The 20,683-nt window shown below is 62.0% G+C and carries 20 protein-coding genes and 1 pseudogene; 4 read left to right on the top strand and 17 right to left on the bottom strand.

Going from position 1 to position 20,683, the window contains the following annotated elements:
- Positions 1-47: 47 nt before the first annotated feature.
- Both secD and secF read left to right on the top strand, forming a co-directional pair.
- A complete protein-coding gene (secD, locus tag QZ613_RS04735; protein WP_043565458.1) occupies positions 48-1,925 on the top strand; it encodes a protein translocase subunit SecD in 1,878 nt (625 codons plus the stop codon).
- A gap of 12 nt (positions 1,926-1,937) precedes the next feature.
- A complete protein-coding gene (secF, locus tag QZ613_RS04730) occupies positions 1,938-2,882 on the top strand; it encodes a protein translocase subunit SecF (protein WP_043565457.1) in 945 nt (314 codons plus the stop codon).
- 60 nt (positions 2,883-2,942) lie between these two features.
- Here secF and QZ613_RS04725 read toward each other — a convergent pair whose 3' ends face one another.
- The 3 genes from QZ613_RS04725 to purB are packed head-to-tail and all read right to left on the bottom strand — an operon-like array spanning position 2,943 to position 4,962.
- Positions 2,943-3,263 (bottom strand): DUF2322 family protein, encoded by a 321-nt coding sequence (locus QZ613_RS04725; RefSeq protein WP_043565455.1) that lies wholly within the window; start codon positions 3,261-3,263, stop codon positions 2,943-2,945.
- 2 nt (positions 3,264-3,265) lie between these two features.
- Positions 3,266-3,592, bottom strand: coding sequence for a hypothetical protein (locus QZ613_RS04720; protein ID WP_043565453.1), 327 nt, complete (start codon positions 3,590-3,592; stop codon positions 3,266-3,268).
- Complete coding sequence (gene purB / locus QZ613_RS04715; RefSeq protein ID WP_043565451.1) at positions 3,592-4,962, bottom strand: adenylosuccinate lyase; 1,371 nt, start codon at positions 4,960-4,962, stop codon at positions 3,592-3,594. Before purB ends, QZ613_RS04720 begins: the two co-directional genes overlap by 1 nt.
- Positions 4,963-5,085: 123 nt before the next feature.
- Here purB and QZ613_RS04710 point away from each other — a divergent pair, with 123 nt between their 5' ends.
- Positions 5,086-5,694, top strand: coding sequence for a glutathione S-transferase (locus tag QZ613_RS04710; protein ID WP_291864467.1), 609 nt, complete (start codon positions 5,086-5,088; stop codon positions 5,692-5,694).
- 111 nt (positions 5,695-5,805) lie between these two features.
- Here the strand turns inward: QZ613_RS04710 and QZ613_RS04705 are convergent, their stop codons facing one another.
- From QZ613_RS04705 to motA, 4 genes and pseudogenes are all read right to left on the bottom strand, one after another.
- Complete coding sequence (locus QZ613_RS04705; protein ID WP_291981652.1) at positions 5,806-7,350, bottom strand: alpha-amylase family glycosyl hydrolase; 1,545 nt, start codon at positions 7,348-7,350, stop codon at positions 5,806-5,808.
- 319 nt (positions 7,351-7,669) lie between these two features.
- A pseudogene (locus QZ613_RS04700) lies at positions 7,670-8,101 on the bottom strand (hypothetical protein); the annotation flags it as partial.
- A gap of 71 nt (positions 8,102-8,172) precedes the next feature.
- Positions 8,173-9,135, bottom strand: a complete 963-nt coding sequence (gene motB / locus QZ613_RS04695; RefSeq protein WP_043565448.1) for a flagellar motor protein MotB — start codon at positions 9,133-9,135, stop codon at positions 8,173-8,175.
- 32 nt (positions 9,136-9,167) lie between these two features.
- On the bottom strand, positions 9,168-10,025 hold the full coding sequence (motA, locus tag QZ613_RS04690; RefSeq protein WP_043565446.1) for a flagellar motor stator protein MotA: 858 nt from the start codon (positions 10,023-10,025) through the stop codon (positions 9,168-9,170).
- 294 nt (positions 10,026-10,319) lie between these two features.
- Here motA and QZ613_RS04685 point away from each other — a divergent pair, with 294 nt between their 5' ends.
- On the top strand, positions 10,320-10,889 hold the full coding sequence (locus QZ613_RS04685) for an NUDIX hydrolase (protein ID WP_291981650.1): 570 nt from the start codon (positions 10,320-10,322) through the stop codon (positions 10,887-10,889).
- Between the two features lie 39 nt (positions 10,890-10,928).
- Here the strand turns inward: QZ613_RS04685 and QZ613_RS04680 are convergent, their stop codons facing one another.
- From QZ613_RS04680 to QZ613_RS04635, 10 genes are all read right to left on the bottom strand, one after another.
- A complete protein-coding gene (locus QZ613_RS04680; RefSeq protein ID WP_291981648.1) occupies positions 10,929-11,069 on the bottom strand; it encodes a DUF3149 domain-containing protein in 141 nt (46 codons plus the stop codon).
- A 7-nt stretch (positions 11,070-11,076) separates the two neighbouring features.
- Positions 11,077-11,634, bottom strand: a complete 558-nt coding sequence (locus QZ613_RS04675) for a FixH family protein (protein ID WP_043565443.1) — start codon at positions 11,632-11,634, stop codon at positions 11,077-11,079.
- The gene (gene ccoG / locus QZ613_RS04670) at positions 11,631-13,046 is read right to left on the bottom strand and encodes a cytochrome c oxidase accessory protein CcoG (RefSeq protein WP_291981709.1); all 1,416 of its coding nucleotides are present in this window, start codon (positions 13,044-13,046) and stop codon (positions 11,631-11,633) included. The genes QZ613_RS04675 and ccoG overlap by 4 nt, the downstream gene beginning before the upstream one ends.
- 338 nt (positions 13,047-13,384) lie before the next feature.
- A complete protein-coding gene (locus QZ613_RS04665; RefSeq protein WP_043565441.1) occupies positions 13,385-14,206 on the bottom strand; it encodes a DUF3313 domain-containing protein in 822 nt (273 codons plus the stop codon).
- A 150-nt stretch (positions 14,207-14,356) separates the two neighbouring features.
- Positions 14,357-15,265 carry a cytochrome-c oxidase, cbb3-type subunit III gene (gene ccoP, locus QZ613_RS04660; protein ID WP_291981646.1) on the bottom strand — a complete coding sequence of 303 codons (909 nt, stop codon included), beginning with the start codon at positions 15,263-15,265 and terminating at the stop codon, positions 14,357-14,359.
- On the bottom strand, positions 15,262-15,456 hold the full coding sequence (locus tag QZ613_RS04655) for a CcoQ/FixQ family Cbb3-type cytochrome c oxidase assembly chaperone (RefSeq protein ID WP_043565437.1): 195 nt from the start codon (positions 15,454-15,456) through the stop codon (positions 15,262-15,264). Before QZ613_RS04655 ends, ccoP begins: the two co-directional genes overlap by 4 nt.
- A 4-nt stretch (positions 15,457-15,460) precedes the next feature.
- Entirely contained in the window at positions 15,461-16,075 is a 615-nt protein-coding gene (ccoO, locus tag QZ613_RS04650; protein ID WP_043565435.1) for a cytochrome-c oxidase, cbb3-type subunit II, read from the bottom strand.
- A 12-nt stretch (positions 16,076-16,087) separates the two neighbouring features.
- Positions 16,088-17,515: a cytochrome-c oxidase, cbb3-type subunit I gene (gene ccoN / locus QZ613_RS04645; protein ID WP_291864487.1), complete on the bottom strand. Its 1,428-nt coding sequence runs from the start codon at positions 17,513-17,515 to the stop codon at positions 16,088-16,090.
- Between the two features lie 296 nt (positions 17,516-17,811).
- Positions 17,812-18,054: a cbb3-type cytochrome oxidase assembly protein CcoS gene (gene ccoS / locus QZ613_RS04640; RefSeq protein WP_291864490.1), complete on the bottom strand. Its 243-nt coding sequence runs from the start codon at positions 18,052-18,054 to the stop codon at positions 17,812-17,814.
- A gap of 6 nt (positions 18,055-18,060) precedes the next feature.
- Positions 18,061-20,538: a heavy metal translocating P-type ATPase gene (locus tag QZ613_RS04635; RefSeq protein WP_291864493.1), complete on the bottom strand. Its 2,478-nt coding sequence runs from the start codon at positions 20,536-20,538 to the stop codon at positions 18,061-18,063.
- Positions 20,539-20,683: the final 145 nt, after the last annotated feature.

Below are 20,683 nucleotides of genomic sequence, written 5' to 3'. Positions count from 1 at the left end.
TGCCCTACGGGCGGCATCCGCGTCCTCTGACGGCACGAAAAGCATTCATGAATCGCTATCCGCTCTGGAAGTACGTCCTCGTCGGCCTGGCATTGCTGTTCGGCCTGGTTTACACCTTGCCGAACTTCTTTGGCGAATCACCTGCCGTGCAGGTTTCGAGCGCCAAGGCGACGCTGAAGATCGACGCCAGCACTCGTGAACGCGTTGCCAGCACGCTGCAGGCAGCCGGGATAGCCAACAGCGGCATCTTTCTCGACAGCAATGGCGTCAAGGTTCGCCTGCTGACCAACGATACCCAACTGCAGGCCAAGGATATCCTGGAAAAGAAATTCAACCCGGACAGCAGTGACCCGCAGTACGTAATTGCCCTGAATCTCCTGTCGAGTTCGCCGCAATGGCTGACCAAGCTGCACGCGCTACCGATGTACCTCGGACTCGACCTGCGTGGCGGCGTGCATTTCCTGCTGCAGGTGGACATGCCGGGCGCACTGACCAAACGTCTGGACTCGATCGGCGCTGACCTGCGTACCCTGTTGCGCGACAACAACGTCCGCCACGCCGGTATCGACCGCGAAGGCGAGCGCGTGGTGATCCGTTTTCGTGACCAGGAAAAGCTCAGCAAGGGACGCCTGACGCTCGAAGAGAACCAGCCCGACCTGCTCCTCGTCGAACAGGGCGAAGGCAGCGACCTCAAGCTGGTCGCCACGCTACGGCCGGAGGCCATCAAGCGCATTCAGGACTTCGCGCTCAAGCAGAACATCACCACCCTGAACAACCGCATCAACGAACTCGGTGTTGCCGAGCCGGTCATCGCCCAGCAGGGTGCCGATCGCATCGTCGTGCAGTTGCCGGGCGTGCAGGACACCGCCAAAGCCAAGGACATCCTAGGACGCACCGCGACGCTGGAAATCCGCATGGTCGAGGAAAACCCCGGCGCAGTCGAAGCGGCACTCGCCGGCCAGGTACCCTTCGGCAGCGAGTTGTATGTCGAACGGGGTGGTGCACCACTGCTGGTCAAGAAGCAGGTGGTACTGACTGGCGATCGACTGACCGACGCACAACCGGGCTTCGACAGCCAGACCAGAGAACCGGCCGTGCACCTGACGCTCGATTCGCCGGGCGCACGCATTTTCAAGGACATCACCCGCGATAACGTCGGCAAGAGAATGGCCATCCTGCTGATCGAGAAAAACAAGGGCGAGGTGGTCACCGCGCCGGTCATTCGGGCAGAGATTGGCGGTGGTCGTGTACAGATCTCCGGGCGCATGACCACCACAGAAGCCAACGACACCGCGCTGCTGCTCCGCGCTGGTTCGTTGGCCGCGCCCATGGAGATCATCGAAGAGCGCACCATCGGCCCAAGCCTCGGTGCCGAAAATATCAAGAAGGGCTTCCAGTCGACGATGTGGGGTTTTGTCGCCATCGCCGTCTTCATGATCGCCTACTACCTGTTGTTCGGCGTCGTGTCGGTGATCGCCCTGGCGTCCAACCTGCTGTTCCTGGTTGCCCTGCTCTCGATGCTGCAGGCGACGCTGACCTTGCCGGGTATCGCCGCCATCGCACTGACCCTGGGCATGGCCATCGACGCCAACGTGCTGATCAACGAACGTATCCGCGAAGAGCTGCGCAATGGCTCATCGCCGCAAGCGGCGATCCACACCGGTTACGAACGAGCCTTCGGCACCATTCTTGACTCCAACATCACGACGCTGATTGCCGGCCTGGCCTTGCTGATGTTCGGCTCGGGCCCGGTACGCGGCTTCGCGGTGGTGCACTGTCTGGGCATCATGACTTCGCTGTTCTCGGCGGTGGTCGTCTCGCGCGCCCTGATCAACCTGATCTACGGCCGGCGCCGCAAGCTCGAAGCACTGGCCATCGGCCAGGTGTGGAAACCGGCCAACGCCGGCTCGGCCGCCGTCAACTAGGGACGCACCACGATGGAATTCTTCCGGATCAGCAAAGACATCCCGTTCATGCGCCATGCGCTGGTGTTCAACGTCATTTCGTTGCTCACCTTCCTGCTGGCGGTGGCCTTCCTGTTCACCCGCGGTCTGCATCTCTCCGTCGAGTTCACTGGCGGAACGCTCGTCGAGCTTCACTACACGCAGACAGCCGACCTGGAAAAAGTCCGTGACGGACTCGGCAAAGCGGGCTATACCGACCTCTCGGTACAGCATTTCGGCTCCAGCCAGGACGTTCTGGTTCGCCTGCCACTGAGGGCCGATCAGAACACGGCCAGGATCGGTGAAGCGGTGATCGAGGCCCTCGCCGTCGAGGCGCCCGGCGCCACCCTGCGCCGCGTCGAATTCGTTGGCCCGCAGGTCGGTAGAGAACTGGCAGAGAACGGTGCCCTGGCGCTGCTGGTGGTGATCATCGGTATCGTCCTCTACCTGTCGTTTCGTTTTGAATGGCGATTCTCGATATCGGCGATCATTGCCAACCTGCACGACGTGGTCATCATCCTGGGTTTCTTCGCCTTCTTCCAGTGGGAGTTCTCGCTGTCAGTCCTGGCGGCGGTGCTCGCCGTCCTTGGCTACTCGGTCAACGAGTCAGTCGTGGTCTTCGACCGTGTCCGCGAGACCTTCAAGAAAACTCGCGGCCTGACCACGCCACAGGTTCTCGACCACGCGATCACCAGCACCATCTCGCGCACCATGATCACCCACGGATCGACCCAGATAATGGTTCTCTCGATGCTCATCTTCGGCGGCGAGACGCTCTATTACTTCGCCCTGGCTCTGACCATCGGCATCTGTTTCGGCATCTACTCGTCGGTACTGGTCGCCAGCCCGCTGGTGATGTGGCTCGGTGTCTCACGCGAGCAGTTCGTCAGGCCGAAGAAGAAGATCGAAGGCGCCAACGAGGACGGCGCCGTGGTGTGAACTTTCCGAACTCGGAAAGTTTTGCTTGCGCGCGGCTGCGCGCACACTGCCCGGTCTCAATCAGACGGCGAAAATGTGCTTGGTGCGCAAAGTCTTGCGCTCCTCGACGAGCGCCAACAGACGATCGATATTGGCATGCTTTCCCGGGTTCGCACGCGCGTCCTCGGTGTGCTCGGCAAACATCTCCAGGCCCTTCCTCGCCGCCTCCGGGGTGATCGCCCCATAGGTCTGGGCGAGGTGGTTGTAGACCGCCAGTGAGCCCTGACTGCCGGGCTTGTTCTCGATCACTGCCAGCACTTCGCCGGCAGCGTCGAGGAGCTTGATCGCCGCGACATGCGACACTCCCGGCAGCTTTTTCAGATTCTCGGCAAATTGCGCCATCTTCAGCGCTTGCGCGTGCGCACGACACCGATCACCACGCCGACGATGATGCACGTCGCGAGTGTCGCCAGCACGTGGCTCCAGCGTGTTTGTTCAGTGCCGACGACAGAAGACCAGACGGCAGTGATCAGACCGCCGGCGAGCACACCCAGCACGGCGCCGAGAAAGATTCCCGCTTCGGTTGCTCCACGCCGACCGTCCAGGCCGCAGCAGTGGGGGCAGTAGCGTGAGTCGCCTGGCAGCGTCCGCTGGCAGCTCCCGCAAACGATCGGCTCGAGCGCTTCGCCGGGGGTCGTCGGCGCAGGTGCGGCGTTGGCATCGGGGCGCATCAGATTCTCCTCGCCAGTTCGGCGGCCTTGCCGGTGTAGTCCCAGGGCGTCAGCGCAAGCAGTTCGGCCTTGGCTGCCGGCGGAATCTCCAGCGACTCGACGAAGTCGTGCATCGCCTGCCGCGAAACGCGTTTGCCGCGGGTCAGTTCCTTGAGCTTTTCGTAGGGATTGGCGACCGCATAGCGCCGCATTACCGTCTGTACCGGCTCGGCGAGCAGTTCCCAGTTGGCGTCGAGATCTGCGTGTAGCCGCGCCGCGTCGGCTTCGAGCTTGTTCAGGCCGCGCAGCAGCGAGTCGTAGGCGAGCAGCGTATAGCCAAGCGCCACGCCCATATTGCGCAACACTGTCGAATCGGTAAGGTCGCGCTGCCAGCGCGAGATCGGCAGCTTCTCGGCAAGATGGCGCAGTAGCGCATTGGCGAGGCCGAGGTTTCCTTCCGAGTTCTCGAAATCGATCGGGTTGACCTTGTGCGGCATCGTCGACGAACCAATCTCGCCAGCCTTGAGCTTCTGCCTGAAGAAGCCGAGCGAGATATAGCCCCAGATATCGCGGTTGAGATCGACAAGAATCAGGTTGGCGCGCGCAAAGGCATCGAACAGCTCCGACATGGCGTCGTGCGGCTCGATCTGAATGGTGTAGGGATTGAACTCCAGACCCAGTGATTCGACGAAGCCGCGCGCCAGATTCTCCCAGTCGAAATCCGGGTAAGCCGCAAGATGGGCGTTGTAGTTGCCCACCGCACCGTTGATCTTGCCGAGCAGCGAAACCCGGGCGATCCCGGCGCGGGCACGGGCGAGGCGATGGACGACGTTGGCCATTTCCTTGCCCAGCGTCGTCGGCGTCGCCGGCTGGCCGTGCGTACGCGACATCATCGGCAATTCGGCAAATTCGTGCGCCAGATGGCGAAGCCGCGCGACAATCCGGTCGAGCATCGGCAACAGCGTTTCGTCACGCGCCGTCTGCAACATCAGCGCGTGCGCCAGGTTGTTGATGTCCTCGGAAGTACACGCGAAATGAATGAACTCGGCGACGGCCATCACTTCCGCGTTGCCCGCCAGGCGCTTCTTGATCCAGTACTCGAGCGCCTTGACATCGTGATTGGTCACCGCCTCGATCGCTTTCACCTCGCCCGCCTGCTGCGGATCGAAATCGCTGATCAGAGAGTCAAGCACGTGCAGCGTTCCCGGCGAAAAGGGCGGAATCTCGGCGAAGTGTGGCTCGGCAGCCAAGGCCTTCAACCACTCGATCTCGACCTGCAAACGACGATGGATCAGGCCGTATTCGGAAAATTGGGGGCGCAGCGAATCGAGCTTGCCCGCGTAGCGGCCGTCAAGCGGCGAAAGGGAAACAAGTGCGGAATCGGCGGGCATGGCGGGCGTCCTTGAGGCGTATGCAGGGTAGCCCGCTATTTTACCTGTCCGCGGCAGGCGCTCGTCATCGGGATACGGCTGCGATGCTATAATTGTGCGCAAATATTTACCATCAGGAAGCAAATGAAACTCATCGGATCACTGACCAGCCCCTACGTCCGCAAGGCGCGCGTCGTTCTGGCAGAAAAGAAAATCGACTATGAGTTTGAGCTCGACTCGCCGTGGACTCCGGCAACCCAGGTAACCAACGTCAACCCACTGGGCAAGATTCCGGTCCTTCTCCTCGACGACAACACCAGCCTGTTCGATTCGCGAGTGATTGTCGAGTACCTCGACAATGTCGCCCCGAACAACAAATTAATGCCGAGCCAGAATCGTGAACGCATTGAAGTCAAGCGCTGGGAGGCGCTGGCTGACGGCGTCTGCGATGCCGCCGCGCTGACCTTCCTCGAAAAGAAGCGCCCGGCCGCTCAGCAGGGCGCCGACTGGATTAGCCGCCAGGAAGAGAAGATCGCCCGCAGCCTGGAGTTCATGGCCGGCGAGCTCGGTGACAAGGCGTTCTGCATGGGCATGCATTTTTCGCTCGCCGACGTCGCCGTGGGCTGTGCCCTTGGCTACCTTGCCTTCCGCTTCCCGGACATCACATGGCAGGAACAGCACCCCAAGCTGGGCCGCCTCTACGACAAACTGCTGGCGCGCTCCGCCTTCGCCGAGACCGTTCCGCACGACTGAAGGCGCCGCCTTTTGAACGCCGGAGAGGCCGCCGCAGAGCGGCCTCCTTGCTGTCTGCACGCGCCTTTCGGCCGGCGGCAGAACGCTGGCAATCGGTCGCCGCTCATGGCATCAGTCATTGTCGCTGACGAGGATCGCCATAGAGCGCCCGGCGACAGTCACCGCGCTGCCCGCGGCGGGGCATTGCTTCCACTTGCCACGACACATGTCCTGGCCGGGACCGTGCCATGAACGCGCGAGGATTTTCCAGTTTCCCCGCGACCAGTGCGACAGGTTGTCGACCTTGAACGGTTCCCAACCCTCGTTGTAGATGACCATCAGGTCAGGTTCGCCGGCCTTGCCCCACCAGACGACAGCCAGTTGCGTCGGCTCGCCGCTGCGGGGACCCTCCCAGACGTAGCTGAACCCACCATCGTTGATCGGCCCGGCGCGGTCGTCAGTGGCCGCATGCACGTAGCGCGCAAAGTCGTGGCGGCGGAAATGACTCCACTTCTTGCGCAGAGTGATCAGGCCGCGAGTCCACTCGAACAGCTCCTTGCCGTACGCTGGTCCAGTGGGCGAAGCGCTGTTGTCGCCGTCCTTCAGCCGCCAGTCGATCCAGTTCACCCGGTTCACCGCCAGGTCGCCGGTACTGGACTCGTAGTTATAGCTATTGCGCGCGCCCTCCTGCGCAGCGGCTCCCGCCTTGCTACGCCCGAATTCGTCACCCTGGAGAATTACCGGCACTCCCTGCGAAGTGAGCAGAATGCCGAGCAACAGCTTCTCGCGCTGGCGGCGCAGATCCTCGTCCTGGTTGCTGTCCCAGCAATTCTGCGAGCCATCGGAATCGTTGAACCAGGTGCAATCGCGCAACGTATAGCCGTCATGAACGGCGAGCAGGTTAATGGACCGCCATGGCCTGCTCGACGCTGCCGGTCCAGCGCCACGGCTCACCGAGCCACGCCCTTCGATGAGCTGCTTGAAAGCGTCCGGGTCATTCAGGCTGGATTGCGAGAAGCGCCGGACCTTGTCGCGGTAGTGACCGAGCCATTTCGCCCAGCGGTTGTTGTCGGCACTCCAGCCGTCGCTGTCCATGAAGTCCCACCACTGCCCACCCATGTCCCATGGTTCGGCATGCAGATGCGCGGTCGCATAGCGAGGATCGTTGTCCACCCAATCCGCAGCGTCGTGCGAACCCTCGGCGAGAATCCTCGCCAGATCGAAGCGGAAACCGTCGATCCCGTAGATCTGGTGCCACATGGCGAGAGAATCGCGAACCAGCTGCTTGCTGTAGCGCTTGCCGCCGGAGAAATCGACGTCGTTGCCGGTACCGGTGTTGTTCAGGTAATAACGCCCGTCCGACGTCGGACGGTAAACGCGATCCGCCGCCAGGCACATCAGGTTGAAGCACTTGGCCGCCAGGCGGCCGTCGCTGACCCAGGGGGATTGCTCGGCCGTATGGTTATAGACCACGTCCAAGAACACCGCGATGCCGCGTTGATGCAAAGCCCTCACCAGCTGCTTGAGCTCGACGACCTGGCGACCCGGAGAAGCCGCATAACGCGCCTCCGGAGCAAAGAAATTGCTGGTCATGTAGCCCCAGTGATTGAGGCGGCCGCTCTGGTTGCCGCTCTGCTCGTCGTACTCCATGACCGGCATCAGTTCGACCGCGTTCACGCCCAGTTCGACCAGATGATCGATCCCAGCGGCAAGGCCGCCCGGGGTCTTGAGTCCAGCCGCGAGCCAGCCCGAGATAGGTCCCGCGCCGCGCCGCCGGAAGTCCTTCGAGGGTGGCGGTGTAGTCCTGCACGTGCAGTTCGTAGACGATCAGATCCTCGGGTGCAATGCGCACGTGCCCCGGAAAACCGTCGCCGGAATGGTCGTAGACCACGCTCTTGCCACCGCCGGCATAGACCGGGGTGGTCATGTCCGTGAACGGGACAGTGGCGAAGAAGGCGTCGTAGTTGACGTTTTCGGTGCGATACGCGTACGGGTCGTTGAGCACGTACGCGGGGTTGAACAAGGCGCCGAAGGGCCGTTCTGGCGAGACCTCACGCGGACCACTGGCCTGATACATATAGAACAGGGCAGGCCCGTGCCTGCTGCCGCGAACCCGGGCCTTCCAGTCGTCACCGGCAGGGGTCATGGCCACCCGCCGCTGCGGCGTGCGCGCCCTTGGATCGTCGTACAGCAGGAGGTCTACCGCCGTCGCCGCAGGCGCATGGACGACGAAATCCACCCATCCGTCAGCGCCCACATGCGCACCGTAGCGAGCTTCCTGGCCGCTCGCCGCGCTCGGCGCACTTGACACCTTCGGCGAATTCTCCGCAGCGACCGCCGCGAATTCCTCACCCGCCCAGGAAAAAGCCGCACTCGCTGCCAGCAGTGCAACGGTCAGCACACCGTTGCGGAGTTCACGCCTTCTCATTCGAGTCCTCCTCACGAGAGTGACCGTGCTTTTCGTGAGCGACCGCTCAAGCCATCGGCCGCTCTAGGACGCTACCCCCCGCGCCCACTCCCCGGCGGCGCCGCGATGGCACCGGCATCGATTCCCTCGCCACCGACCTCGACCGCATCCGCCTTGCCGTCTTCCTGCAACAGGGATTCTTCCGCCCGCCTGTTGAGGACGATGATACTGATCCGGCGATTGATCGAGCTGAGCGGATCGTTCTTGTCAAAGAGCACCGTGGACGCAAGACCGACAACGCGCAACACCTTGTGTTCATCCATGCCACCGGCGATCAGCTCGCGCCGGGACGCGTTGGCACGATTGGCCGATAACTCCCAGTTCGAGAAACCCCTGTCGCCGCCACTGAACTGCGCGGCGTCGGTGTGCCCGGAGAGGCTCAACTTGTTCGGTACGGCATTCAGCGCCTTGCCGATTTCATGCAGAATTGTGCGCGTATAACTCTTCAGCTCGGCGCTGCTGGTATCGAACATCGGGCGATTCTGCTCATCGACGATTTGGATGCGCAAACCCTCGCTGGTAATGTCGATCAACAGCTGGCTCTTGAACTGCCTGAGCGCGGGATTGCTTTCAATCAGCTTTTCGATGTTCTCCTTGAGCTTCCCCAGCATCTGCGCCTCGCGCTCTTCGAAGACCTTGCGCGCGTGTTCGGCGTTGGTTTCCTTGAGGTTGATGGTCTTGCTCTTGGCGTCGATGTCGCCCTTCTTGACCTGGCCGGCGCTGCGTGTCAAGTCCTGCCCGCCACCCTTGAGAACGCTCGAACTGTCGCCTGTCCCCGAGCCTCCCTGCGAAGCGATCTTCAGTGGGTTCTGGAAATAGTCGGCGATTCCCTGCAGATCGCCGCTGGCCGTCGAGCCAAGGAGCCACATGAGCAGGAAAAACGCCATCATCGCCGTAACGAAGTCGGCGTAGGCGATCTTCCAGGCGCCGCCATGGTGACCGCCAGCCACCTTCTTGATCCGCTTGATGACTATCGGGCGTACATCGTCAGTCATTCATCGCCTCCCGTCAGCCGCATCGGCATGCCCTATTTGCCTTTGCGGTTCTTGAGTTCTTCCTCAAGCTCGCCAAACGTCGGACGTACCCCGGAGGCCAGGGTCTTGCGACCGAACTCGACGGCCACCTGCGGCGCGTAGCCGGACATCGACGCCAGCAGGACGACCTTGATCACCTGATAGATCTTCGAACCATCCTGTGCCTTCTGCTCCAGCAGACTGGCCACTGGCGAAACGAAACCGTACGCGATGAGAATACCGAGAAAGGTGCCGACCAGCGCGCCACCGATCATTTTTCCGAGCACTGCCGGCGGCTCGCCAACCGAGCCCATGACGTTCACCACGCCCATCACGGCGACGATGATACCAAACGCCGGAACCGCGTCGGCCACCTTGGAGACGACGTGTCCCGGCGTCTCCACCTCGTGGTGGTGGGTTTCGATCTCGATATCCATCAGATTCTCGATCTCGATGGCGTTGAGGTTGCCACCGACCATCATGCGCAAATAGTCGGTGATAAACTCCATCACATGATGATCCTTGGCGAGCGTTGGATACTTGCTGAAGATCGGGCTGTCGTGCGGGTTCTCGACGTCGTTTTCGATCGACATCAGCCCTTCCTTGCGCACCTTTGCCAAGACCTCGAAGAGCATTGCCAGCAGGTCGACGTAGAGAACCTTGGTGAACTTCGAACCCTTGAAGATTCCCGGCAAGGCGCCAATCGTCGATTTGATGATCTTCAGATCGTTGCTGGCGACAAAGCCACCGATCGTCAAGCCAACGATCGCAATATACTCAAGGGGCACCCACAGTGCCGCCAGGCTGCCGTGAACCGCGTAGGTCCCTAGCGCTGACACCAGAATGATTACGTAGCCAACAATCAGAAACATCCAGCCCCCCTTTGTCATCGCGCTTCAAAGCGCGTCGCTGACTTAACACAGCATTGTCGCGCATTGTAGCCAGATTGCACGTTGCAGACACGTCTCGCGCGGCAAGGCCGCCCCTATTCGGCGAAAGATTGCCGCGTTTCGGGCATCGCGACCAATGCCCGCTCGCGCCGCGCGCAACGCGCGCCTCCCCTCCCCGTACGGGCAAGATCGCTGCCTTCGCCGCAGGCAAGGTCCCGCCTACCGGAATCGTATAAACTTGCGGCGTCAGCGAAAGCAGCGCGGGGACTCCGAGAAATGAATTTCTGCAGTCAATGCGGCAAGACGGTCAGTCTGGTGATTCCGGAAGGAGACAACCTGCCACGGCACGTATGCCAGTGCTGTGGCGCGATCCATTACCAAAACCCGAAGCTGGTTGTCGGCTGCATCGCCGAATGGCAGGATCAAATCCTCCTTTGCCGGCGTTCTATCGCCCCGCGCTATGGCTTGTGGACGCTGCCCGCGGGCTTCATGGAGAACGGCGAAACGACCCGCCAGGCGGCCACACGCGAGACGCTTGAAGAAGCCTGTGCCCGCGTCGAGCTCGGCGGGCTATTCTCACTGGTCAACATTCCGCACATCAACCAGGTGCACCTCTTCTACCGTGCCCGACTGCTCGATACCGGCTTCGCAGCCGGCCTCGAAACCCTCGACACGGCACTCTTCGCCGAGCACACCGTACCGTGGCAGGAACTTGCTTTCCAGAGCGTCACCCTATGCTTGCGGGCCTATTTTGCGGACCGCAAGGCTGGTCGCTTCGTTCTCCACGACGACGATCTGCAGCCAGCGGCGGGGCAGGCGCCTGTCCCTGCGCAGACAAAGGCCTAACTCGTACGGGCCGGCAAGAGTGACTACGCTACGCGATGTCTATTGCACCTTCCTTTGTTCGTCCTCGCGCATCTTCTTGCGGAAGAAATAGGGGAACCAGACCGACATACCGAGGAGGAAGACAATCACAAAAACACTGAACAGACCGAAGTCGCTCGAAAACAGCAGATCCCAAGCCATTGCTTACTTACCTTTCGTTGTGTGCTGAATTCTTTTCTTCCGGCGCCGCCGCTCGCGCCGACGGCGTCAGCCTCAGCGTGGGCTGCTTATCGCTCTCCCAGTCGCCCGCCAGCAACCATTCCTGCCGCTCGTCCTCAAGAACGAGGCGCCAGCGACCATGTATCGGCGCCAGCTCAGCTCCATAGACGCCGCCCCCTTCGGAGCGCAATGAAACGCTCTGATCGAACCCCGGCCGTGTCGGGTGCGTGATGCGCAAGGCGAGCGTCGCCGGCAATGCCGTACCGTCGTTGGCGCGCAGCAGGACCCGCAGGCGATCGCCATTGCCGCCTAGAATCAGCTCGGCCTGCAACCCCAATTCAGCCGCGCGCTGGTCACGCTCGCCACGTTGATTGATCGCCAGTCCCTGCTTGTAGTAGTCGTCGGCCACCAGGCCGTCATTGCTGATCACCGCCAGATAGGCCGTCGCGACACCAGCGACAATGACCACCGCCGGTCCGAGCATGATTAGCCAGGGCCAGGGCTCGCGGTACCATGGGCCGCTATCGGTCGCGCGCGTACTCTTCATGGCATGAAGAAACTTGCTTTTTCACGAACCGAGACTTGATCGTCAGTCTCGGAGCGAACCTCGAAGAAGATCTGGTTGGAGCCCTTCTTCGCGCGCCCCGGCTCGACCCGCGCCGAGAGAGAAACGGTATCCGATGACGCGGCCGGAAGGTCAACGAAGCGCTCGCCGACGATATCGATACCGTCGATGCCACTGACGCTGATCACATAGCGGTGCGCCGCCTCGTCGGTATTCGAAATGCGCAGGGTAAACACGTTCTCGATACGTCCGTCGGTGGCCTCGCGTGACAAGCTCGAGCGATCGCGCAGCACGTCCAGCTTCAGCGGCACGCGCTGGCTGAGACTCCACGCCGCGGCCACGACAATGGCCAGCAGGATGCCGGTATACAGCAGCGTCCTGAAGCGCCACAGGTGGGCGAGGATCTCGCGCGCCGTATAGTGTTGGGCCAGAGCATTCTCTGTCGAGTAGCGAATCAGCCCGCGTGGCGAGCCAACCTTGTCCATCACCTGATCGCAGGCATCGATACAGGCCGCACAGGCGATACACTCGAGCTGCAGACCATTGCGAATATCGATACCGGTCGGGCACACCTGCACACAGATGCTGCAGTCGACACAGTCACCCAATGGCGGCGTATCCGCCCCCCCCTTCTTCTTGCGCAGCCCGCGCGGCTCGCCGCGCTCGGGATCGTAACTGATGATCAAGGTGTCCGGGTCGAACATCACGCCCTGGAAGCGTGCGTACGGGCACATGTACTTGCACACCTGTTCGCGCAGGAAACCGGCCATCATGTACAGGAAAAAGGCGTAGAAGAACACCCAGAAACCTTCCCATGGCCCGATCCGGAACGACGCCATTTCGGCGAGCAGCTCCTTGATCGGCGTGAAATAGCCGACAAAGGTAATCCCCGTCCATAGCGCAACCAACAGCCACAGTGAATGCTTGATGAACTTGAGCCGGAACTTGCGCGGATTCATCGGCTGTGCATCGAGCTTGATTCGCGCCGGACGTTCGCCTTCGATCTTGCGTTCAATCCACGTCAGGATTTCCGTGTATACGGTTTGTGGACACGCGTAGCCGCAGAACAGGCGCCCCCCGACGGCAGTGACGAGGAACAGCCCATAGGCCGAAATCACCAGCAGAATCGCCAAGTAGATCACGTCCTGCGGCCAGAAAACCATGCCGAAAATGTAAAACTTGCGTTCGACGATGTGGAAAAGTACCGCCTGCCGGCCATTCCATTCGAACCAGCACAGCCCGTAGAACAAGGCCTGGGTAAAGAAAACCATCGCCCAGCGCCAGTTGTTGAACGTCCCGGTCACCGTGCGGGCGTGAACCGTCCTGTGCTTCTCGTACAAACCTTCGACGTTGATGGGAATGGCCTTGGCCTTTCCGCTGGCCGCCTCATTCATCATCTGAGCTCCGATCAATTTCAGAATTACACCAAACGCTAATATTACCGATCGGCGGCCGAAGTGGGTTTGATATGCATCAGCGCCGCCAGCGATTCGGGCGCTCGGCACAGGGGGCGCCGAGGCAGCGCTCGTGACTCTTCTCTGGACCCGGAGGCCAGCGTCCGCGTACCGGAAAAGCGGCGCAGCCGCCCTGCGGCTGGCACGGCAGGCCCGTTAGGCAGGACCGGAAGCTGGCTGAACGAAACCTTCCGAAAGCGACTGCCGCCAATGCACGCCAACGAATCGCGGCGCTCGCTGTCGCCGCTCGCCGGCTGCGCGACAGCGCCTTGGCTCGCTTACGGACTGACGCCGCGCAGTTCGCCGAGACGCTTGGCCACCAGCAGCGACCATTTGTCGAAAGCGTTCTTGGCGTACGACCAGGCCTGGAAGGAGTTCAGATAGCCGCTGGCCCAGGTTTGTGCTGCGCCGACCGTGCTCCCGTCGACGTCCGCCGCGTATTTGCGTCCGATCTCGGTGTCTCTGCACTCGCCGACGACGGTGCCCGTTCCCCCATCACGGAACTGCATTTCCATGCCCGTCTCGCCCATGTAGGGCGTTGAACCCGCCGGCCTTCCGGTCGCCGCACCGGAACCCGCTTCGACGACAAAACCGTAAGGAATCAGAGTCCCGGCGACGCTGTCGCTGACCTTGGTCGGCACCAGATCGGTGAGTGCGATGCGCATCACGAGCACCCCGGGGCCGGCTTTATCGACCACCTGCATTTGAGGCTTCAAGGCCGTGACCAGCGAATTGTGGAAGTAGTCGGTGAGCGTCTTGAGGTCACTAGGATCGATGGTCGGCGGCTCGCTCTGGTCCTTGGGGGGGACGAGCGAGACGACGATGCGCGAGATAAGCACCTTGTCGTACTTCCTGGCGTCGAGCTTGGTATCCCGCCAGCACTCGACCCCCTCAGCTCCGGGGGCTGGCTTCAGGCGCGCGTAGTCGGACAGGAAACCGCTTCGTGTCATGCGCGTCTTGTCGCTGGCGGTGACCGTCGCGCCGCTTCCCATGATGGCGGTATCGCTCGCGCAGCCAGCCAGAAGGAGGACGGCGGCAAGTCCGGCAAGCGCAATGCTGCGCTGACGAAATACAGGTACAACGGCTGTGGATTTCTTCATCGTGTTCCCCTGAAAGGACGTGAGTATGACGCATTCGCGTTGCCAGCGCATCCATTGCGACAGCGGAGCGACGACTGGCGACGAATCTCGGCCAGCCATCAAAAAAGAGCGGCCAAGGGGCCGCTCTCGCGAGGCCAGGCAGCACTCGAGCTACTTGCTTTCGGTGCCCTTGTTGAGGCTCAGCACGTAGGCGGACAAAACGTGCACCTTGGCATCGCCGAGAAACTGCTGCCAGGCCGGCATCTGGTTGTTGCGGCCCTTGGTGATGGTCTCGATGATCGTCGGCTCCGAACCGCCGTACAGCCAGATGGAGTCGGTCAGGTTGGGCGCCCCCAGGGCATGCATTCCCTTCGCATCGGGCCCGTGACAGCCCGAGCAACCGACGCTGTTGAAAGCCTCCTGGCCTTTGGCAGCGCGCAGCGAATCGGCCGGCAGACCGGACAGCGAACGCACATAGTTCGCGAGGTCCTTGATCGTTTCGGCACCCAGTTGAGCGTGCGCGGGCATCACTCCCATCCGACCATTGCTGATCGTCTCGACGATCTCGGCCGGTTCGCCGCCCCACTGCCAATCGTTGTCGGCGAGGTTCGGGAAGCCCTTCCCGCCGCGCGCGTCGGCACCGTGACACTGCATGCAGTAGGTCAGGTACAAGCGCTTGCCGGTTTCGACGCCCTCCTTGTCGGCTGCCAGGGCCGGCAGATCCATCGCCAGGTACTTGTCGTAGAGTGGCTTGGTCTCGGCGTCGGCCTTGGCCACTTCCTTGGCGTACTGCCCGTCGGACGACCACCCCAATACACCCTGAAAACTGCCCAGCGTCGGATAGAGAACACAGTAAACCAGCGAAAAAACCACGGTAATGTGGAAAAGCCACATCCACCACTTCGGCAGCGGGTTGTTGTACTCCTCGAGCGTCTCGTCCCAGACGTGACCGGTAGTATCCGCCTTGCCGGAAACCGGCGTGATGTTCTGCGACCAGAGCACGACGCTACAGGCAATGATACTGACGGCCGTCAGGAGAATGACGTACCAGTTCCAGAACTGATTGACAAAATCACTCATGATGCTTTCCTTTTTCCGTGGCGATCCAGGCCGAGCTCGGCCCAATCCGCTTCCTCATCGATGAACGGCAGCATGGCCGCTTCCTCGAAGCGCTTCTTGTTGCCCTTCACGCCGTACGCCCACCACACTATTCCAAGGAAGGTCAGCAGCGAGACGACGGTGACGATGGCTCGTAAGTCGTTGATGTCCATGCGCTTACTTCGCGTTCTTCAGTTCGAGGCCCATTCCCTGCAGATAGGCGATGACGGCGTCCAACTCGCTCTTGCCCTCAAGTTGTGCCTTGGCGCCGGCAATTTCCTCATCGCTGTAGGGAACCCCCACCTTGCGCAAGGCACGCATCTTGGTCTCGATCAGTGCAGCATCGGCGGGCGCACCTTCGAGGAAAGCGAAGGCAGGCATGTTCGACTCGGGGACCACGTCGCGCGGATTGATCAGGTGCGCACGGTGCCACTCGTCCGAATAGCGCCCGCCGACCCGATGCAGATCCGGGCCGGTACGCTTCGAGCCCCACTGGAAGGGATGGTCGTAGACAAACTCGCCGGCGACCGAATAGTGGCCATAGCGCTCAGTTTCAGCCCGGAACGGACGAATCATCTGCGAGTGACAGAGGAAGCAGCCCTCGCGGATATAGACATCGCGCCCGGTCAGGCGCAGCGGATCGTAAGGCTTCAGCCCGGCCACGGGCTCGGTGGTCGACTTCTGGAAAAAGAGCGGCACGATTTCGACCAGGCCACCGACACTGACCACGAGGATGGTCAGCACCACCATCAGCCAGACATTACGTTCGATACTGTCATGCGTAAGTTTCATTTCGATCCTCTCTTAGGCGTGCTGGGCAGCCGGTTGCAGAACCAGCGCATCGTCCACCGTGCGCCCGCCAGCCATAGTCTTGACCATGTTGTAGGCCATGATCAGCATGCCGGAAAGGAAGAGAACGCCACCGACAAAGCGGATCGCCCAGAACGGATACGAGGCTTTGACCGATTCGACAAAGCTGTAGGTCAGGGTACCGTCCGCATTGACCGCGCGCCACATCAAGCCCTGCATTACGCCGGCGATCCACATGGAAGCGATGTACAACACGACGCCGATCGTTGCCACCCAGAAATGTACGGTGATCAATCTGACGCTGAACATTTCCGGCTTGCCGTACAAACGCGGCAACAGGTAGTAGATCGAACCAATCGAGATCATCGCCACCCAGCCAAGCGCGCCGGAGTGCACATGCCCGACCGTCCAGTCCGTGTAGTGCGACAGCGCGTTGACCGTCTTGATGGCCATCATCGGGCCTTCGAAAGTGGACATCCCGTAGAACGACAGGGAGGTGATCAGGAACTTGAGAATGGGATCGTCGCGCAGCTTGTGCCAGGCCCCCGAGAGGGTCATCACGCCGTTGATCATGCCGCCCCAGGACGGTGCCAGGAGAATCAGCGAGAAGAGCATGCCTACCGATTGTGTCCAGTCGGGAAGCGCCGTGTAATGCAGATGGTGCGGACCGGCCCACATGTAGGTGAAGATCAGCGCCCAGAAGTGCACCACCGACAGGCGATACGAATACACCGGGCGACCGGCCTGCTTGGGGACGAAGTAGTACATCATCCCGAGGAAGCCGGCGGTCAGGAAAAAGCCGACCGCGTTGTGGCCGTACCACCACTGCACCATCGCGTCCTGCACGCCCGCGTAGGCCGAGTAGGACTTGGTCAGCGAAACCGGAATGGCAGCGCTGTTGACAATGTGCAGCAAGGCCACGGCAAGGATGAAGCCGCCATAGAACCAGTTGGCGACGTAAATGTGGCTGACCTTGCGCTTCGCGATGGTGCCGAAAAAAACGACCGCGTAGGCGACCCAGACCAGCGCGATCAGGATATCGATCGGCCACTCGAGTTCGGCATACTCTTTCCCCTGGGTCATCCCCAGCGGCAGGGTGATAGCCGCCAGAACGATCACTGCTTGCCAGCCCCAGAAAGTGAAGGCCGCCAGCCCATCCGAGAAGATTCGCGTGTGGCAGGTACGTTGAACGACGTAATACGAGGTGGCGAAAAGTGCGCTGCCGCCGAACGCGAAGATCACCGCGTTGGTGTGCAGCGGACGCAGACGACCGAAATGCAGAAAGCCCATGTTAAGGTCAGGCCAGACCAGCTGAGCGGCGATGATCACCCCGACCAGCATCCCGACAATGCCCCAGACGACGGTCATCACGGCAAACTGCCGCACCACCTTGTAGTTGTATGTTGACTGAGCTTCCGACATGGACTCACCTCGTTTATGACTGTAAACCGGTTCTCACCGCCCTTAATGCCCTCACCAGCCGCATGGGCACTAGCTTTCCGGATGCTATTCTAACCTCTTGCGGCGCAACTTGACACCGCTCAAACTCCAGCCGCTCGATCATCAAAGCCTAATATACAAAAAAAGGGTGCGCCGAAACGCACCCGAACCCCAACAGAGAAAAAGCCCTTCGCATCCTGCAGCGCACAATGCCAGCGCATTGGCACCCGTCATGAGATCAATTATCGTGACCGCAAACGCGGTCGTCTTGATTTGTGTCAAGAGTGGTGGAGATTGGCCGCCGACGATTTCTCTCGACTGGGCGCGCGCCCAGCATCGCCTGGCGACGAATCGGGGTCGCTCGCAACGGGTCTGGTGGCCTTATCGTCGTCCATAAGGATGCGGTAGGCCGGGCCTTCGAGGTCATCAAACTGACCGTTGCGCAATGACCACCAAAAAGCGATGGCGATCAGGAAGACCAGGACGACAGATATCGGAATCAGCAGGTATAGCGTTTCCATCAGCGCTCATCTCGCGGCGACTTGCTGCAGCCGCATAGAATTCAAGACCACCAGCAGCGAACTCCCCGACATGCCGATACCGGCCATCCACGGAGTGATGTAACCGCCCATCGCCAGCGGCAAGGCAACCGCGTTGTAAGCGAAAGACCATAGCAGATTCTGCCGGATCACCGCCAGCGAACGACGCGCAACAAGCACGCCACGACGCAGGTGATCCAGATTCTCGGAGAGCAGCACCAGGTCGGCCTGCGTGCGCGCCAGCTGCGCGCCCCCGCCCATGGCCACCGAAACCTGCGCCTGGGCCAGCACCGGCGCATCGTTGACACCGTCACCAATCATCGCCACCACCGCACCACTGTCCTGCAATTGCCGAACGAAGTCGTGTTTTGCCTGCGGTGACGCCCCCGCCACCACCTCGTCGATGGCCAGGGCCTGCGCCACTCGCTGAACCGCCGGTGCCGCGTCGCCGCTGAGCAGGATCACCTGCCGGCCCTGCGCCTGCAAGGCGGCGACCATCGCCGCCGCTTCGGGCCGCAGCTCGTCACCGAGACGGAAGAGCGCCATCCAGCCACTCTCGTCACCGAGAGCGACGACCGTATCTCCCCCGGCCAGCAAGGCGTCGGCCGACGGCGGCAGAGGCTCTCCGTGCAAGGCGAGAACGTAGTCCGGTTGGCCCAGACGCACTCGGCAGCCAGCGTAGCGGGCGCTGATTCCCCGCCCCGGCTCGTTGCTCGGTGCGTCGACAACCGGCACGGCCTGGCCGCTGCTTGCCGCGCGCAAGGCGGCGCCGATCGGGTGCTCGGACGCCTGCTCCAGCGCCGCGGCGAGAGCCAGGCAGAATGCCGACGAACGGTCGTTCAGCGGCATGACTTCAAGCAAACGCATGCGCCCGCTGGTCAGCGTCCCGGTCTTGTCGAAAACGAAATGGCTGGCGCGAGCCAGGGTCTCGACCGCGTGGCTGCGCGTCACCAGCAGGCCAGCCCGAGCCATCGCCCCGCTGGCCACGGTCAGAGCCACCGGCGTCGCCAGCGACAGCGCGCAGGGGCAAGTGACGACCAGTACCGACACCGTAATCCACAGCACCTGCGCCGGGTCGATGGTCCACCAGACGGCGGCGACCGCCGCCGCCACGAGCAGCAGGCTGACGATGAAGCGACTGGCAATCCGGTCGGCCAACTCGACGATGCGCGGCTTCTCGGCTGCTGCCCGCTCCATAAGGCGGACGATCGCCGATAGCCGCGTTCCCTCGCCAACCTGCAGCACCTCGACCAGCAAAGGGCTCTCGACATTGACCGCACCGCCGGTCACGACCAGTCCTGGCCCTTTTCGCACCGGCGCACTTTCGCCGGTGAGCAGCGCCTCGTCGGTACTGCTCGCGCCTTCGATCACCCGCCCGTCGGCGGGAATCGTCTCGCCGGGCCGGACCAGGATGACGTCACCGGGCTGCAGGTCGGCGGCCATCACCTGCTCCACCTCGCGCTTCTCCGGATAGCCGGCAATGCGGCCAGCCACCGCCGGCATCAGCCTGGCCAGTGCTTCGGTGACGCTCACCGCGCGTTGCCGCGCGCTCATCTCCAGGAAACGCCCGCTGAGCAGAAAGAAGACGAACATCGTCACCGAGTCGAAATAGACCTCGCCGCTCGCCGTCAGCGTTGCCCAGACGCTGGCCGCAAAGGCGGCGCCGACGCCGAGGGCAACCGGCACGTCCATGCCGACCCGCCGCAAACGCAGGTCGCGCCACGAGTTGCGGAAGAACGGGGCAGCCGAATAGAAGACCACCGGCGTGGTCAGCAGCAGGCTCGCCCAGCGCAGCAGTTGCTCTATGTCCGCGGTCATCTCGCCGTCGCCGGCCAGATACAGTGGCAGCGCGTACATCATCACCTGCATCATGCCGAAGCCGGCGACGAACACCCGCCACAACGCACTGCGCCGCTCCTTGCCCGCCAGCTCCTCGCTCTTCGCCGGATCGTACGGATGCGCGTGATAACCGATCGCGGCGATCGCCGCCAGAATGTCGGAGAGCTTGATGCGTTGATCATCCCAACGGATTCGGGCACGTCGCGTGGCGTAGTTGATGTCCACCGCGGTGACCCCGGCAAGGCGCGAAAGATGCTGCTCGTTAAGCCAGATACACGCCGAACAGGTGATCCCTTCGAGGATCAGCGACGCTTCCCGCTCGCTGCCTCCGACACCGTCGCGACCGGCTTCGCCCGCCGCGGCGAGAACGCGCACGAAGCCTTTCTGGAAATCAGGGTGATCGTAAATCTGCAGGCCATCGACGACGCTCGGCAGCGCCTCGCGCGGCGAATCGGGCAGCTGGTCGCGGTTGCGGTAGTACTCGGCGAGCCCGTTGCCGACGATCGCCTGCGCCACCGCCTGGCAGCCGCCACAGCACATCGCGCGCGGCTGACCGTCGATGCCGACCTCCAGATCAACGCCGACCGGCACAGGCTGGCCGCAATGGTAGCAATTGCTGTTGTTCATCACCGCCAGGGACAAGAAAAGGACGCCGCCCGGCGCCCGCATGAAGCGAAGGATCGCTGCCTCGCAGGCAGCCTGTGCATCCAGGGCGCAGCCCGGAAACTGCCGGCATCTTACCGCCAATCGCGCCGCAGCACGGACAACGGCC

It is taken from the genome of Candidatus Accumulibacter sp. ACC005, from assembly GCF_907163215.1.
GTDB classification, from domain to species: Bacteria; Pseudomonadota; Gammaproteobacteria; order Burkholderiales; family Rhodocyclaceae; genus Accumulibacter; species Accumulibacter regalis.
The sequence above is the reverse complement of the archived record's forward strand: the minus strand, read 5'-3'. Positions and strand labels throughout refer to the sequence as shown.

Excerpts from the sequence above, each read along its gene's own strand:
- secD (WP_043565458.1), top strand. The coding sequence starts at position 48 with ATGAATCGCTATCCGCTCTGGAAGTACGTCCTCGTCGGCCTGGCATTG.
- secF (WP_043565457.1), top strand. The coding sequence starts at position 1,938 with ATGGAATTCTTCCGGATCAGCAAAGACATCCCGTTCATGCGCCATGCG.
- QZ613_RS04725 (WP_043565455.1), bottom strand. The coding sequence starts at position 3,263 with ATGGCGCAATTTGCCGAGAATCTGAAAAAGCTGCCGGGAGTGTCGCAT.
- QZ613_RS04720 (WP_043565453.1), bottom strand. The coding sequence starts at position 3,592 with ATGCGCCCCGATGCCAACGCCGCACCTGCGCCGACGACCCCCGGCGAA.
- purB (WP_043565451.1), bottom strand. The coding sequence starts at position 4,962 with ATGCCCGCCGATTCCGCACTTGTTTCCCTTTCGCCGCTTGACGGCCGC.
- QZ613_RS04710 (WP_291864467.1), top strand. The coding sequence starts at position 5,086 with ATGAAACTCATCGGATCACTGACCAGCCCCTACGTCCGCAAGGCGCGC.
- motB (WP_043565448.1), bottom strand. The coding sequence starts at position 9,135 with ATGACTGACGATGTACGCCCGATAGTCATCAAGCGGATCAAGAAGGTG.
- motA (WP_043565446.1), bottom strand. The coding sequence starts at position 10,025 with ATGTTTCTGATTGTTGGCTACGTAATCATTCTGGTGTCAGCGCTAGGG.
- QZ613_RS04685 (WP_291981650.1), top strand. The coding sequence starts at position 10,320 with ATGAATTTCTGCAGTCAATGCGGCAAGACGGTCAGTCTGGTGATTCCG.
- QZ613_RS04680 (WP_291981648.1), bottom strand. The coding sequence starts at position 11,069 with ATGGCTTGGGATCTGCTGTTTTCGAGCGACTTCGGTCTGTTCAGTGTT.
- QZ613_RS04675 (WP_043565443.1), bottom strand. The coding sequence starts at position 11,634 with ATGAAGAGTACGCGCGCGACCGATAGCGGCCCATGGTACCGCGAGCCC.
- ccoG (WP_291981709.1), bottom strand. The coding sequence starts at position 13,046 with ATGAATGAGGCGGCCAGCGGAAAGGCCAAGGCCATTCCCATCAACGTC.
- QZ613_RS04665 (WP_043565441.1), bottom strand. The coding sequence starts at position 14,206 with ATGAAGAAATCCACAGCCGTTGTACCTGTATTTCGTCAGCGCAGCATT.
- ccoP (WP_291981646.1), bottom strand. The coding sequence starts at position 15,265 with ATGAGTGATTTTGTCAATCAGTTCTGGAACTGGTACGTCATTCTCCTG.
- QZ613_RS04655 (WP_043565437.1), bottom strand. The coding sequence starts at position 15,456 with ATGGACATCAACGACTTACGAGCCATCGTCACCGTCGTCTCGCTGCTG.
- ccoO (WP_043565435.1), bottom strand. The coding sequence starts at position 16,075 with ATGAAACTTACGCATGACAGTATCGAACGTAATGTCTGGCTGATGGTG.
- ccoN (WP_291864487.1), bottom strand. The coding sequence starts at position 17,515 with ATGTCGGAAGCTCAGTCAACATACAACTACAAGGTGGTGCGGCAGTTT.
- ccoS (WP_291864490.1), bottom strand. The coding sequence starts at position 18,054 with ATGGAAACGCTATACCTGCTGATTCCGATATCTGTCGTCCTGGTCTTC.
- QZ613_RS04635 (WP_291864493.1), bottom strand. The coding sequence starts at position 20,538 with ATGAACAACAGCAATTGCTACCATTGCGGCCAGCCTGTGCCGGTCGGC.